Origin of the sequence: Gilliamella sp. CG13, from assembly GCF_046635805.1 — a bacterium.
Lineage (GTDB): Bacteria > Pseudomonadota > Gammaproteobacteria > Enterobacterales > Orbaceae > Gilliamella > Gilliamella apicola_I.
In genome coordinates, this window is record NZ_JBIDFM010000001.1 from 416,834 (window position 1) to 430,252 (window position 13,419).

Sequence of the window (13,419 nt, forward strand, 5' to 3'; positions counted from 1 at the left end):
ATTTAAAAAATATCTTTTTGATAATATTAGTATATTTATCACATCTAATATCGCAAAAAATAATACATTAGAGATTTTGGAAAAGCAAATAAAATATTTTATAGGATGTAGGAAATTATCAGCATATTTATAATATGCTGATAAAATATAAAGATGGGTGCAGAATTACATTACAACAACATCTGCTGCAGCTGGGCCACGTTCACTGTCTTGAATTGAAAATTCAACCTGTTGACCTTCACCTAAAGTTTTAAAACCTTCACCAGAGATTGCAGAAAAATGTACAAATACATCTTTACTACCATCAGCAGGAGAAATGAAACCATAACCTTTACTTTCGTTGAACCACTTAACTTGACCAGTTTTCTTAGACATAATAATCTTCCTATAAAATAATTTAAGCCAACAAGGCTAATTTAAAAAAAACATAAAACTTGGACTACTTATAAACACTGAAACGTGAAAGCTGAAGAGAACTAATACTAATGTAAATAGAAAGTAAACTACAAACTGCTTAAATCAAGATGTCACTAAATAAATCTGCACGTTATATGCTGTAAACTATTAACTCATATATTAATTGTTAATGCAAGTGTTGTTTGTAAAGTTTTACAAATTTATTTAATAGGCAAAACCTAACTTGCATTCATTAGTTAAATTAATTTAATTTTTTTGTTTTAATTAATTTTAGAGTTTTGCCAAATGTAAATTTTGAGACTAAGTTATTTTTCACTCATGCTTTGAGACTTATTTATTGTTGCTTCAACAGCATCAATAACCGCCGCTCTGAATCCCTTTTCTTCAAGCATTTGCACGCCTTCAATGGTCGTACCGGCTGGTGAACATACCATATCTTTTAATTCACCAGGATGCTTACCCGTTTCAAGTAACATCTTCGCAGATCCCATTACTGTTTGGGCGGCAAATTTATAGGCTTGTTTTCTGGATAAACCGCCTTTTACTGCCCCATCAGCTAAAGCTTCAATAAACATAAATACAAACGCAGGAGAGGATCCGCTTGCGCCAACTACAGCATCGATTAAATATTCAGGTACAATTTCAGTTTCACCAATACAATTAAATAATGTTTGAACCGTAGCTAATTCTTCTTCTGTGACTTCTGTATTTGGCGTGATTGAACACATTGCTGCATTGACTAAGGCAGGTGTATTTGGCATGACTCTTATAATTTTTTGTTCATATCCCACACATTTTGCAATCGTTTTTATACTAACCCCTGCTGCAATAGAAATAACAATAGTACTTTTTTTTAACTCTTTTTGGATATCATTTAAAACATCAATAATAGCATTGGGTTTAACAGCCACAATAACCATATCCGATTCTTTTGCTACATTTCTGGCTGAATCTAAATTATTAATTCCATAAGATTGATTAAGTGAAATCCCTTTTTCTGGATGGGTATCATAAATATTGATTTGATTACCTGATACAATTTTACTTGATAAAATACCTTGTAAGATAGCATTACCCATATTACCTAAACCAATTAAACCAATGCGTTGTTCCATTATTTACCCCTTTTTCATTTGAACTTTTTAACACTAGTATAATTTATTTTTTTAGAAAACTTTAAATTTTATCCAATCATTTTTTATTTTAATATAATGATAATTTTATTGTATTACTGATCATTACAAATCATCATTTTGCATTATTTGCATACCATATTGTTGACCCGTTTGCATTAATGAAAGTATTTGTTTAGTTTTGCCTTCGTTGATAAGGTTGCTTACCGCAGGCGTATTAATCAAAACTTCAAATAATGCTTTACGCTGCCGGTTATTTGTGACTAATTTTTGGGTAATAATCGCTTTTAAACTTGTCGATAATTGTGCTCGTATAAAATTATGTGAATGATTTTCAAAGACATCAATAATTCGGTTGATACTTTTAATTGCAGAGCTTGTATGTAAAGTTGCAAAGACAAGATGTCCTGTCTCAGCAGCGGTTAACGCAGCTTGAATAGATTGTTTATGCCGTAATTCGCCAAGCATGATAATATCGGGATCTTGTCTTAAAATACTATCAATTGCCGAGCCAAAATCAGAAATCTCGCGTTGTTGAATAAGCGATTTATTATTTTGATAAATAAATTCTATCGGATCTTCTAAAGCAATAATATGTTTAGTTGCTGTCATATTGATATATTGTATCAATGACGCCAGCGTTGTTGATTTACCGCTACCAGTTGCACCGGTAACTAAAATAATCCCGCTTTGAGTTCGTGTTAATTCAGGTAGAATTTTGGGGCATTAATTTCTTGTAAACTTGGAATTTGGTGATTGATGACACGAAAGACAGCTGAAATACCTCGCATTTGATAAAATATATTTACTCGAAATCGCCCTATTTCTGCGGGATGATAAGCGATATCAATTTGACCATTTTGTTGTAATCGATTTTTCTGGGAATCATTAAGTAATTTAAATAATTCTATTTCCAAAACCTGAGATGATAGTTGAGAAACAGACAAAAATTGCAGTTGTCCATTAATGCGCATACAAGGCACTTCGCCACTAGATAGGTGCAAATCGGATGCTTTTTGGGTTACACTAAGCGATAATAAAGAATGTAATATTAATTTAGACATACTAATGATAATTAGGTATAAACATGAATACAGTACATGACAATTTAATGGCTATAAAAAAAGATATTGAGAAAATAGCTTCAAATTGCGGTCGAGATCCCAAAACAATTGAACTTATTGCGGTAAGTAAGACCAAACCAGTTACATTGATTACAGAAGCGGTAGACGCAGGACAGCTCGCATTTGGTGAAAATTATGTACAAGAAGGTGTAGAAAAAATAAATTATTTTCAAAAAGCGATGCCAAATTGTCCCCTTATTTGGCATTTTATTGGACCTTTGCAGTCGAATAAAAGCAAATTGGTTGCAGAACACTTTGATTGGATGCATACAATTGATCGTTTCAAGATCGCTCAGCGCTTAAGTGATCAGCGCCCTGCCAATATGGCTAAATTAAATGTACTTATTCAGGTTAATATAAGTCAAGAAGCCACTAAATCCGGCGTAAAACCAGAAGAAGTGTTCGATTTAGCTCACCAGATTATTACATTACCTAACCTTTGTTTACGTGGTTTAATGGCTATCCCTGAAGTCGAAGATGATTTCGATAAACAATTCACTATTTTTTCAAAAATGACGGCGCTTTTACAACAATTAAAAATTGATATTCCTTATGTCGATACATTATCTATGGGAATGAGCGGAGACATGAAAGCGGCGATTTTAGCTGGTAGCACAATGGTTCGTATTGGAACAGCAATCTTTGGCGAGCGAAAGTATTTATGATATATTGGCTCAATGACTTTTATTTAAGGAGTTTTCAATGGAATTGATCTACTTTCTTGGCAAAACGGTTATAACGTTTTGTCTGTATGTTTTAATTTTACGTTTGTGGATGCAGCAAGTCAGAGTTAATTTTCATAATCCAATCACTCAATTTATTGTAAAAGTTACTCAACCTATTATCGGACCATTGCGCCGATTTATTCCTTCAGTAGGAAAATTTGATTATGCAACGTGGCTACTTTTGTATTTAGTTGCCTTAATTAAAATTTTGTTTATTTTTAGTTTTATCCCCATAAATTTACCATTTAATGTTGATTATTTATGGTTTGCTTTGGTCGCAATTTTGCATGCTATGGGTTACCTGTTATTTTGGTTATTGCTATTCAGAGCGGTTTTGAGTTGGATTAGTCGTGGGCAATCTGTACCTGACGAAATTCTTTACCAATTAACAGAGCCATTAATGGCTCCAATTCGTCGTTTTATTCCTCCTATAGGCATGATCGATGTTACGTTTGCTATTGTGGCTGTCGTGCTAATGTTTATGAACTATTTTGCCACCAAAATTTTTGGTGCTCTGTGGATCATTCTTTAGATGATTTAAAAAGGAGCTGTTGCTCCTTTTTTTAAATGATATGATCTTCCCAACAAATCACATCTTTTTCATATACAATTCGATTTTTAACCGATATTTTTAATTCATGCATCAGTTTTTTGTTGCCCACTATTAGTGGATGCCATTCAGGTAAATCCCCATTTTTTTGGAAATATCGATAAGAACAACTCAAAGGTAGCCATTCAATAGTAAGTAAATTTTCTCGAGTAAGCTTAATACAATCGGGTTCATATTTGAATCGATTAACGTAATGTTTACATTGGCATGTGTTGGCGTCGAGCAAATTGCAAGCTACATTAGTGTATAAGATTTCGTCAGTGTCCTCATCCATTAATTTGTTCAGACAACATTGACCACAACCATCACATAGCTGCTCCCATTCGTCATCGCTAAGTTGATCTAATGTCTTACCTTTCCAAAATGGCTCAATCATGCTTTAAAATCATCTTCTTTTAACATTTGTAAGAAAAACCCATCCGTTTTAATCTTTTCTTCGATTTCTTCGGATGTTCCAACTACAAAACGTCTTTTTCCATCTAATAATACTTTCATAACAAATATCGGAGAACCAAAAATTGAGAGTATTCTTTCAGGTATTCCAGAAAAATCATTTTCATTTTTCATATACAAGTAACAATTTTCTTTTTTTGGACTACGATAAATATAACACCACATCATAAAATAAAACCTTTAATCAATATTTAGAAGGCTATTTTGTAAATAAACACCTGCACCAAATAGCCCTGGATCTTCATGTGTAATCACATATACAGGAATTTTTTTGACCAGCGTAGACATTCGCCCTTTATATTCAAAAGCAGATCTAAACGGCGAAGCTTTAAAAAATTCAATAAAACGAGGAACAATACCACCGGCAATATATACTCCCCCTTGAGTATTTAGCGTTAATGCCAAATTACCGCCAAATCTTCCCATAAATGTACAAAAGTAATTTAAGGTTTGCAAACATAAATCACAACTATTTGTTAGTGCTTTGTTGACAATGATATCTGGAGTGATATCAGTTAATGGTTGATGATTAATTTGCTGTATGGCTTGATAAATGTTAATAATACCATTTCCGGATAAAAATCGTTCGGCTGAAACTCGTCCAAATTTTTTACGCAACTGAACCAAAATGCGATCTTCTTCTTCATTTATCATGGGTAATTCTGTATGCCCACCTTCACCGGACAAACTTACCCAATGCTGATTAACTTTTATCAAATGTGAAACACCAAGCCCAGTTCCCGCACCATAAATTGCTATAGGATAATTTAGATTAGGTTCATCCCCTCCAATTTTTACTAAATCTTGCGGTGACAGTCTTGGAATGGATGTCGAGACTGCAGTAAAATCATTAATGACCTCAAGTTTTTTTAGTTTGAGTTCTTTGATTAATTCACGGCGAGAAAACGACAAATTGTTGTTTGTCATAGTAACAATGTCAGCATCATCAATTGGACAAGCGATGGCAATACACGCAATCTCAATTTTTACGGATTGCGCTTGAAGATAATTTTTGATTAATGTCAGTAATATATCTTCTTTTGAAATGAGTATTTTTGTGATTGCCGATAACTCGTTTGTAACTAAATTAAACAATGCAAAACGGGCATTGGTTCCACCGATGTCGGTGACTAGTGCGTACTGACTCATGTTACTCCCTTTTTTGACAAACTAATTTTACTAATGATCTAAAATCAATATCTTTCTATACTTATTGTATTTAGTAGTTAAGCTTAAAAAACATAAAAGGCAACCTTGTAGTCTCCTAGGTGTTCGTGGAGTTACTCAGTTCCCTTTGTTAACTTTATAAATTAACGCATTTTTTTACTCACTGATTTAAAAGGTTAGGTTAACATCTAATCAACTTCTGTATTTATAACCATTTTTTAAGTTTAAAATAAATATAGGGTGCAACACCAGCCAATAACATGAGTAATAATGAAAATGGATAACCATATTCCCATTTCAGTTCCGGCATATTTTCAAAGTTCATACCATATGCAGATGCAACCACAGTTGGCGGTAAGAATACAACAGATACCACTGAGAAAATTTTAATAATTCGACTTTGTTCAATGTTGATAAAGCTTGTTGCTGCTTGCATTAAAAAATTAACTTTTTGAAATAATGATTCATTATGTGGTACCAATGATTCAACATCGCGAATAACTTCACGTGCTTGCTCAAGTTGATCTGCCGGCATTTTTGCTCGGCGAACAAGGTAGTTAACCGCACGTTGGCTATCCATTAAGCACAATCTTACTTTCCAAGCCGTATCTTCAAGTTCAGCTAACGATGTCATTGCTTCGTCGTATTGCTCTTGTGCAGAACGATCCATAATTACTTGGCTCAATTCTTCTAATTTGCTATAAATACTTTCGATTTGATCGGCTAGTTGTTCAACTTTGACTTCAAATAAATCCAGTAATATTTCATAAGGATTTCCATCAACCATGCTTTGATAACGAGATCGCATACGATATAAACGAAAAGCTGGCAGATCCCGTTCACGCAAAGTAAATAATCGACCATTGTGTACAGTAAAAGCAACGGTTGAATTTCCCGCCCGATCTTCAGCATCTTCATAAAAAAAGAAAGAGTGAACATGCAATCCTTCATTATCTTCAAAAAAACGAGCAGAGGCCTCGATATCATCTAACTCAATACTGGTTGCTAAATTTTGTCCTAAATGATTTAAAACAAAATCACGATCGGCTTCTTCTGGTTCAATTAAGTCAATCCAAGCCGCATTATTGATGTCGCCTTCATTAACTTTTACTAATTGTTTGTTCTTTAGTCCAAACGCATTAATCATAAGGCCCCCTTACAGGAAAGTTTCTAGAACATTCTATTAACAAATGTGGCGCATTATACTCGTAATATCTTTAAATTCCTATGTCTAAAGTTATTTTTGTAATGTTAAAAATAGAAGTAATATTCCAGAATTAAATTAAAAACGGTGATGTTGCTGTTGTCTCATGTTACAATACGCAAATTAAATATTTAAGCAATTTTTAGGAGTTTATAATGGCAAACCGAGGAATAAATAAAGTCATTTTGGTGGGTAATTTAGGTCAGGATCCAGAAGTTCGCTATATGCCAAACGGAAGCGCTGTTGCAAATTTTAGCGTAGCAACTTCAGAATCATGGAAAGATAAACAAACAGGTGAAAACCGCGATCGTACTGAATGGCATCGTGTGGTTGTTTTCGGTAAATTAGCTGAAATTGCTGGTGAATATATTAAGAAAGGCACGCAAGTTTATTTAGAAGGTCAATTACAAACCCGTAAATGGCAAGATCAAACAGGTAACGACCGCTATACGACAGAAGTTGTTGTTAATCCAATCGGTGGCACATTACAAATTTTAAGTTCACGAAATGGCAATGATAACTTTGATGATAATTCACAAAATTGGGGCCAAAGTGCTAATAATATTTCAACTGCGCCTGCCGCTGCGGCTCGCCCAGCACCACAAGCCGCACCCGCTGCTCAACCTAAAGCTCCTGAACCACCAATGGATTTTGATGACGATATTCCTTTTTAATTTTTATCTCCCATTTAAAATATTGGGCGTAATTAAGCGCCCATATTTCTTATCTTTTTAATTTCAATTATACTTATAACCTACCAATTTTATTCATTTTATAGTGTTATGTTTGAACTGATACAAACTATTGGCTTTGGTTTAATATTATTTATTCCTTTAACTAATCCGTTAACTACTGTCGTACTTTTATTAGGTTTGTCGGGTGATATGACTAATGAAGAGCGTAATTACCAATCTAAGATGACTTGTATTTACGTTTTTATCATTATGGTTGTTTCTTTTTATGGTGGACAGCTAGTGATGAGCACGTTTGGTATTTCCATTCCAGGTTTGCGTATTGCTGGTGGTATGATTGTTGGTATTATTGGATTTAGAATGCTGTTTCCTCAGCAACCTTCTCATCGAACGTTAGAAGCCGATGCTAAAATGAAAGAAATATCGAATAATATTGCTTTTGTACCACTAGCCATGCCAAGTACGGCAGGTCCTGGAACGATTGCAATGATTATCAGTATGGCTTCAACAGTAAAAAGTGGAGGTTATGATATTTCAAGTTGGGTTGTTTATACTTCTTCAATCTTAGTTCCGCTTTTATTGTGTATTATCCTTTGGTTTTGTATGCGAAGTGCAGGCAGTATTATGCGTTTTATGGGAAAAAGTGGAATTGAAGCGACTTCAAGAATTATGGGGTTCTTATTAGTTTGTGTTGGTACTCAATTTATTATCAATGGTGTAAAAGAATTAATCATGAGCTTTCCCAATATTTAGTAAACTAAATCATTTTGAAAAAGTTGTTTATTAATAATAATGTCGTTTACTTAGGCTAGCTCATTTAATCACAGTGTTAAATCATAAATTGGGAATATTTTTTATCATTTCCACCCGCATTAAATAATCATAAAGCGGTAATAGTTGTTTAAAACCCTTTGATAATTTGTTAGGTAGATCGCCGTTTAGCAAATCTTCAATATTGGAGTTTGTAACCATTGCTGCTAAACTTTTTCGATTATACCATGTTGCTATTTTTGGATCTTGATCTTTAATTAGTGGGCGTTTATAACTTTCACCAACAAGTTCAAATGGTTTTTTAACACAACGAATCATGTCTAAAAATTTTGCACTATCATTAAGAATTTCTTCACGAAAAATATCCATTGTCTGCTTTGATGCACAATAATAGCCAAGTCCATAACGATAGCAATCTGGTGCTATTTCAAAAAAATAAGCAGGCGCTTCTTTCCAATCTCGGTTTGGTCGTTTAAATGTCAACCATAAACGACTACGATATAACGATTTATCTTTCGAAAAACGTGTGTCACGATGTATGCGAGATATCGTTTTACCAATAGCTGGTTTTGTTTCAAACCATTCATCAATTTCCAGCATGTTGGGGGTTAACTGTTCTACTAACAGCCGGAATGGTTTGATTAATTCATTATCATAGATTGATCGGTGCTCGTCAAACCATGCTCTACTATTATTAATCCATACATCTTGTAAAAAATTAAGTCCTGTTTGGGTAAAACCAGAAAATTGTGCCATATTTTAATCCTTGAATAACTTTCTGACTTTTTCTAAGTCTTCTTGTGTATCAACCCCTATAGCTGGGGCCTGTTTAGCAACTGCCACATGAATTTTTTCACCATACCAAAGTACACGTAACTGTTCTAACATTTCAATTTGCTCAAGTGTAGAAGGTGCCCAATTGATATATTGACGAATGAAACCAGCTCGATAGGCATAAATCCCGATATGTCGAAGATAAAAATCACCAATACTTGTTGGTTTGAAAAGATCTTCAGATTTCGCAAAGCGATCCCTTTCCCAAGGAATGGTTGCTCGTGAAAAGTAGAGTGCATACCCATCTTTATCAGTCACTACTTTCACTGCACCAGGATTAAATGCTTCTGTTGCTGAATCTATTGGAACAGCTAATGTTGCCATTCCTGTTTTATACTGTACTAAGTTTTCAGCAACTTGATCAATGATGATTGGTGGAATTAGCGGCTCGTCACCTTGTACGTTCACAATAATTTCATCATCGGAAAATTGATAGGCATTGATGACTTCTGCTAATCGTTCTATACCCGAATTATGTTTATTGCTAGTCAGAATTACTTCACCGCCATAAGATTTCACCACATCGAATACTTGTTGATGATCAGTTGCAATAATTACCCGATTTGCTGAAGACTTTTTGGCTTGCTCCATCACTCGCACAATCATAGGTTTACCATGAATATCAGCAAGCGGTTTAGCCGGTAAACGACTTGAAGCATATCTCGCAGGAATAATAACCGAAAAATTCATAATTAAAACCTTTTACCTATTCGTGAACTGAAATCGAAGAATTCAGTGTTTTCGCTTCGTTTTCCAGTAACACAGGAATATTATCTTTGATTAAATAAACAAGTTTATCCTTTGGACATATTAGACTATTTTGTTCAGTATCATATTGAAGTTCACCATGACATTTAGGGCAAGCTAGCGCCTTAAGGAGGATTTCTTTCATTTTTTATTCTCTTTTAGATTTTATTTCTTCTAACAATGAGCAGATTTGATTAGTTACCTGATTAGGCAATATTGCCTCTATGGGTAAATACCACCAATTTGGTAATGTAAATTGAAAACATTTTACCGCATCTTTTTCTGTCATTAAAAGGGTTTGATCTTGTGTAGCAATATTCGCTAACAATGGCAAAGTATAATTTTGATGATCCGCAAATGATACTGTTTTGATCACATCAGCTTTGAGTGTATTTAGCATTGTAAAAAAACGGTTGGGATCACCAATACCGGCCATAGCACAGATATTTTTTAATGAATGCAATTCTATTTTTTCTTTTGTTAATAAATTTACTGCATATTGCGGTTTTAGTTGCATTGTATAAGTTTTTTCGGGGAATTTTTCAGCTAAATGACTTTTAGTTTCGCCATTAATAATAATAATATCAACAGATTTTAATCGACTTTGTCGCTCCCTCATTGGCCCTGCTGGTATCCACCAACCGTTACCAAATAAGCGTTTACCGTCAACAACCACAATTTCAATATCTCGCTTTAATGCATAATGTTGTAAGCCATCATCAGTTAAAATTGCATCTAATTGATAGTTATCTAATAAAGCTTGTACCGCTTGACTTCGATTGGGAGAAACGGCAACTGGCACATGTGTTCTTTGATAAATTAATACTGGTTCATCCCCAGCTTGTGCGGTGGTTGTTAGTTCATCTAAAATAAGCGGATAACTTTCTGCTTTTCCACCATATCCACGTGAAACAACACCGATTTTTAAACCTTTAGTCTTTAAAGCTTCAATTAATCCTATTACCAGAGGAGTTTTCCCATTCCCACCTACCGATAAGTTTCCAATTACGATGATTGGTACAGGTGATTTCCAAGATTTTAATATTCCTGCTTTGTAGAGTTGGCGTCTAACCAATGTTATTAATCCATACAACCATGATAATGGCATCAGTAACCAATAAAAATGTGTTTTACCATACCATAATTTTTCAATCATTGTTTATTCACCGTTGAATTATGCTTTTATATTAAATTTGCTATTGTAATCTATTCTGGTGTTTATTGACTAATCCAAATCATTTTAGTCATTTTTAATTTATACAATGAGAATAATCTAACAAAGCATAGTTAAGTAAGCTTTTTAAAAAATTACCCTATTTTATAATTTTAAAATCGATTAAACCAATATTAAAAGTTTAAATTTGAGAATTTTTAATCATTCAGTATTACTGACAATAATTTTAATATAGAAGGGAAACAACAAATAAAAAAGGATTCTTATCAAATCCTTTTTTATCATTGAAAAATGAATTGATTATCAGTAATCAATCAAATTTATTTATCTTGAGCTGTTTTTTGCAAATATTGTTGGAAATCTTGCTTATTTCCGTCAAAAACAATATTGCCACCATTAAGCATAATAACTCGATCAACAAAGCTCAAAAGATTAGTTCTGTCTGTTGCAATAACCATTGTTTGTCCTTGTTTTGCACGTAAATCAAGTTGTGCTAACAATAACTGCTCAGTATTCGGATCTAACTCGGCGCTAGGATTATCTAAAAATGATATGCTATGCGGAGATAAAATAAATCGAGCTAAAGCTAACTTTTGACGTTGTAAAATCGTTAACGGAACAGGCAATTGGCGCCAGTAAGTATCAAGTCCATTATTTAAAAAAGGTAACAAATTTTGCAAATTCACTTGTTTTAATACTTCTAAAGCGCGATCATGCGAAATTTGGTCAGGTTTATTATTTAATGTAAGATATTCGTATACTGTTTCGCCGATAATACCACTATATTGCCATAGATAATGAGTTTCACTTCGTAATGAATCCGCAATAGATTTAGTTAACATAAAACCATTCCATGTTATGTTGCCTTCATCTGCTTCTAAAATACCTAATAATAATTTTAATAAAGTACTTTTCCCTGATCCTGGCCCACCAACTATCGCTATTCGTTCACCTGACTTGATTTGCAAACTGATATCGTCTAAACAAGGTAAAGAAGGATGATATTTGAAACTGACTTTAGATGCCCCCCAACCATTTTTAGGGCCGTTGAAGCCACTTAATAATCCGTTTTCATTTTGTTCTTTATCAAGAAGCGCATTAATCTGTTTCATGGAGTTAGTCATACGTTCAAGATTGGGTAACATATGCATTAACGAGAAAAACGGTTGACTCAAACGACCACCAATAATAATTGTCGCAAATAAACCTGCTGGCGACATATGACCTGTCTGTATTAGGTAAAAAGCGACAATCACGGCAAGCACAGTTTGTAAACTAGTTAAACCCATTAAAAAAGAACTACAGCGGTTATGAATAATATAGCGTTTTTGTTCATTTTGCTGCGCTTTTTCATTACCGGCTAGAAAGGTATAAGTCGCTTCTTTATAAGAAACCGAAGACTGATAATATTCAAGAGTTGTCGGTGAAAAAGGGACTTGAGCATTTATCGTTGGAATAGATTTATTTTCAAAATAAAAAAGCGTAATACGAACGATTGCACATATAAAAATAAAAATAGGAACAACGATTAACCAACCCGCAACAATCGCAATAACAATAAAATAAAGCAGACTGAAAACCAGATCTAATACTGTGCTTGAAAAGAACGTTAAAAACTGCATTCTAAACACATTCCAGTTGTTCATTGCCTCAATTACTTTGCGTCCCCATTGAGTTTTAAAGCTAGGCATAACTTGAATAAGTTCAGAAATAATTTTAGGTTCTAAACGATATTGTACTAACGATGAATATTCACACCCCAATTTTATTCTATCCATTCTAAAGTAATACTCAACTAAAATAGCCAGCATTACGCCTAAGGATAGTGTCCAAAGTGAAGAGTCAGCTTGCCCGGGTATTACTCGATCATATATTGCATTTAAATATAATGGAATGAGCATGATAAAGAGATTGATTATCAGAGTTGTCCAAAAAAGACGACTGATAATCCTATTTTCTTTTTGCCCCATAACCAACAATGAACGCCAACTTAATTTATTTTTTCTTTCAGTTAGCAAGACACGCCAAGTCTCCTTTGGCAGTTTATCTAATTTAACATTTTTTTCATTTTTTATCTTATTAGAATGAACGGTAAGCAGAGACCATCCTGTTTGTTCTTCAAAAGCAACGTATAACCCTTTATTGACAGCATTATGTTCTTCGGAACAAGGAAATAATTCTATACCAAGATATTTTTGTGCCAACTCAAACAACATTTCTCGGTTAGCAGTCTGCTCTAGTTTTTCAATCTGCTCCTGCCATTCCCATTGACCAACAGGTAAAGATAATTTTTTTGCGGCCTCTGACAAGACCGACTTTAGTTGAAAAATATCACCAGAATTTGTAGATAATTCACTATTCATAAAGA

The 13,419-nt window shown here is 33.8% G+C and carries 17 protein-coding genes; 4 read left to right on the plus strand and 13 right to left on the minus strand.

The annotated features are described in order from the left end of the window. Positions 1–165: 165 nt before the first annotated feature. The 4 genes from ACGH6R_RS01895 to ACGH6R_RS01910 form a co-directional block, all read right to left on the minus strand. Positions 166–375: a cold shock domain-containing protein gene (locus tag ACGH6R_RS01895; protein WP_065559356.1), complete on the minus strand. Its 210-nt coding sequence runs from the start codon at positions 373–375 to the stop codon at positions 166–168. A 347-nt stretch (positions 376–722) separates the two neighbouring features. Continuing rightward, positions 723–1,532, minus strand: coding sequence for a pyrroline-5-carboxylate reductase (gene proC / locus ACGH6R_RS01900; protein ID WP_267380696.1), 810 nt, complete (start codon positions 1,530–1,532; stop codon positions 723–725). Positions 1,533–1,655: 123 nt separating this feature from the next. Then, positions 1,656–2,267 (minus strand): type IV pilus twitching motility protein PilT, encoded by a 612-nt coding sequence (locus ACGH6R_RS01905; protein ID WP_411598959.1) that lies wholly within the window; start codon positions 2,265–2,267, stop codon positions 1,656–1,658. Beyond that, positions 2,252–2,614 (minus strand): hypothetical protein, encoded by a 363-nt coding sequence (locus ACGH6R_RS01910; RefSeq protein WP_411598734.1) that lies wholly within the window; start codon positions 2,612–2,614, stop codon positions 2,252–2,254. Before ACGH6R_RS01910 ends, ACGH6R_RS01905 begins: the two co-directional genes overlap by 16 nt. Positions 2,615–2,637: 23 nt before the next feature. On the opposite strand from ACGH6R_RS01910, the gene ACGH6R_RS01915 reads away from it, so the two are divergent. Continuing rightward, entirely contained in the window at positions 2,638–3,339 is a 702-nt protein-coding gene (locus ACGH6R_RS01915; RefSeq protein WP_411598735.1) for a YggS family pyridoxal phosphate-dependent enzyme, read from the plus strand. Between the two features lie 37 nt (positions 3,340–3,376). After that, on the plus strand, positions 3,377–3,931 hold the full coding sequence (locus tag ACGH6R_RS01920; protein ID WP_267380699.1) for a YggT family protein: 555 nt from the start codon (positions 3,377–3,379) through the stop codon (positions 3,929–3,931). Positions 3,932–3,962: 31 nt separating this feature from the next. Here ACGH6R_RS01920 and ACGH6R_RS01925 read toward each other — a convergent pair whose 3' ends face one another. From ACGH6R_RS01925 to corA, 4 genes are all read right to left on the minus strand, one after another. Continuing rightward, entirely contained in the window at positions 3,963–4,385 is a 423-nt protein-coding gene (locus ACGH6R_RS01925) for a YcgN family cysteine cluster protein (RefSeq protein WP_267352511.1), read from the minus strand. Next, the gene (locus tag ACGH6R_RS01930) at positions 4,382–4,630 is read right to left on the minus strand and encodes a YcgL domain-containing protein (protein WP_081299176.1); all 249 of its coding nucleotides are present in this window, start codon (positions 4,628–4,630) and stop codon (positions 4,382–4,384) included. The genes ACGH6R_RS01925 and ACGH6R_RS01930 overlap by 4 nt, the downstream gene beginning before the upstream one ends. 12 nt (positions 4,631–4,642) lie before the next feature. Beyond that, the gene (locus tag ACGH6R_RS01935) at positions 4,643–5,611 is read right to left on the minus strand and encodes a glucokinase (protein ID WP_411598736.1); all 969 of its coding nucleotides are present in this window, start codon (positions 5,609–5,611) and stop codon (positions 4,643–4,645) included. Positions 5,612–5,834: 223 nt separating this feature from the next. Next, complete coding sequence (gene corA, locus ACGH6R_RS01940; protein WP_411598737.1) at positions 5,835–6,776, minus strand: magnesium/cobalt transporter CorA; 942 nt, start codon at positions 6,774–6,776, stop codon at positions 5,835–5,837. A 212-nt stretch (positions 6,777–6,988) separates the two neighbouring features. On the opposite strand from corA, the gene ACGH6R_RS01945 reads away from it, so the two are divergent. Next, on the plus strand, positions 6,989–7,507 hold the full coding sequence (locus ACGH6R_RS01945) for a single-stranded DNA-binding protein (protein ID WP_267380701.1): 519 nt from the start codon (positions 6,989–6,991) through the stop codon (positions 7,505–7,507). 108 nt (positions 7,508–7,615) lie between these two features. Next, positions 7,616–8,278, plus strand: a complete 663-nt coding sequence (locus ACGH6R_RS01950) for a MarC family NAAT transporter (RefSeq protein WP_411596840.1) — start codon at positions 7,616–7,618, stop codon at positions 8,276–8,278. An 81-nt stretch (positions 8,279–8,359) separates the two neighbouring features. Here the strand turns inward: ACGH6R_RS01950 and ACGH6R_RS01955 are convergent, their stop codons facing one another. The 5 genes from ACGH6R_RS01955 to ACGH6R_RS01975 all read right to left on the minus strand — a co-directional run bounded on the left by ACGH6R_RS01955 (position 8,360) and on the right by ACGH6R_RS01975 (position 13,414). After that, positions 8,360–9,052 carry a DUF2461 domain-containing protein gene (locus ACGH6R_RS01955; RefSeq protein WP_267352506.1) on the minus strand — a complete coding sequence of 231 codons (693 nt, stop codon included), beginning with the start codon at positions 9,050–9,052 and terminating at the stop codon, positions 8,360–8,362. A gap of 3 nt (positions 9,053–9,055) precedes the next feature. Then, on the minus strand, positions 9,056–9,820 hold the full coding sequence (gene kdsB, locus ACGH6R_RS01960; protein ID WP_411598738.1) for a 3-deoxy-manno-octulosonate cytidylyltransferase: 765 nt from the start codon (positions 9,818–9,820) through the stop codon (positions 9,056–9,058). A 16-nt stretch (positions 9,821–9,836) separates the two neighbouring features. Continuing rightward, positions 9,837–10,022, minus strand: a complete 186-nt coding sequence (locus ACGH6R_RS01965; protein WP_267352504.1) for a Trm112 family protein — start codon at positions 10,020–10,022, stop codon at positions 9,837–9,839. A gap of 3 nt (positions 10,023–10,025) precedes the next feature. Continuing rightward, positions 10,026–11,033, minus strand: coding sequence for a tetraacyldisaccharide 4'-kinase (gene lpxK, locus ACGH6R_RS01970; protein ID WP_411598739.1), 1,008 nt, complete (start codon positions 11,031–11,033; stop codon positions 10,026–10,028). Positions 11,034–11,371: 338 nt separating this feature from the next. Continuing rightward, positions 11,372–13,414 (minus strand): ATP-binding cassette domain-containing protein, encoded by a 2,043-nt coding sequence (locus ACGH6R_RS01975; RefSeq protein ID WP_267352502.1) that lies wholly within the window; start codon positions 13,412–13,414, stop codon positions 11,372–11,374. Positions 13,415–13,419 lie beyond the last annotated feature (5 nt).

Bases quoted from the DNA above. Each gene is read 5' to 3' on its own strand.
- ACGH6R_RS01910 (WP_411598734.1), bottom strand. From the start codon at position 2,614: ATGTCTAAATTAATATTACATTCTTTATTATCGCTTAGTGTAACCCAA.
- kdsB (WP_411598738.1), bottom strand. From the start codon at position 9,820: ATGAATTTTTCGGTTATTATTCCTGCGAGATATGCTTCAAGTCGTTTA.
- ACGH6R_RS01930 (WP_081299176.1), bottom strand. From the start codon at position 4,630: ATGATGTGGTGTTATATTTATCGTAGTCCAAAAAAAGAAAATTGTTAC.
- lpxK (WP_411598739.1), bottom strand. From the start codon at position 11,033: ATGATTGAAAAATTATGGTATGGTAAAACACATTTTTATTGGTTACTG.
- ACGH6R_RS01945 (WP_267380701.1), top strand. From the start codon at position 6,989: ATGGCAAACCGAGGAATAAATAAAGTCATTTTGGTGGGTAATTTAGGT.
- corA (WP_411598737.1), bottom strand. From the start codon at position 6,776: ATGATTAATGCGTTTGGACTAAAGAACAAACAATTAGTAAAAGTTAAT.
- ACGH6R_RS01920 (WP_267380699.1), top strand. From the start codon at position 3,377: ATGGAATTGATCTACTTTCTTGGCAAAACGGTTATAACGTTTTGTCTG.
- ACGH6R_RS01925 (WP_267352511.1), bottom strand. From the start codon at position 4,385: ATGATTGAGCCATTTTGGAAAGGTAAGACATTAGATCAACTTAGCGAT.
- ACGH6R_RS01975 (WP_267352502.1), bottom strand. From the start codon at position 13,414: ATGAATAGTGAATTATCTACAAATTCTGGTGATATTTTTCAACTAAAG.
- ACGH6R_RS01950 (WP_411596840.1), top strand. From the start codon at position 7,616: ATGTTTGAACTGATACAAACTATTGGCTTTGGTTTAATATTATTTATT.
- ACGH6R_RS01965 (WP_267352504.1), bottom strand. From the start codon at position 10,022: ATGAAAGAAATCCTCCTTAAGGCGCTAGCTTGCCCTAAATGTCATGGT.
- ACGH6R_RS01895 (WP_065559356.1), bottom strand. From the start codon at position 375: ATGTCTAAGAAAACTGGTCAAGTTAAGTGGTTCAACGAAAGTAAAGGT.
- ACGH6R_RS01955 (WP_267352506.1), bottom strand. From the start codon at position 9,052: ATGGCACAATTTTCTGGTTTTACCCAAACAGGACTTAATTTTTTACAA.
- ACGH6R_RS01915 (WP_411598735.1), top strand. From the start codon at position 2,638: ATGAATACAGTACATGACAATTTAATGGCTATAAAAAAAGATATTGAG.
- proC (WP_267380696.1), bottom strand. From the start codon at position 1,532: ATGGAACAACGCATTGGTTTAATTGGTTTAGGTAATATGGGTAATGCT.
- ACGH6R_RS01935 (WP_411598736.1), bottom strand. From the start codon at position 5,611: ATGAGTCAGTACGCACTAGTCACCGACATCGGTGGAACCAATGCCCGT.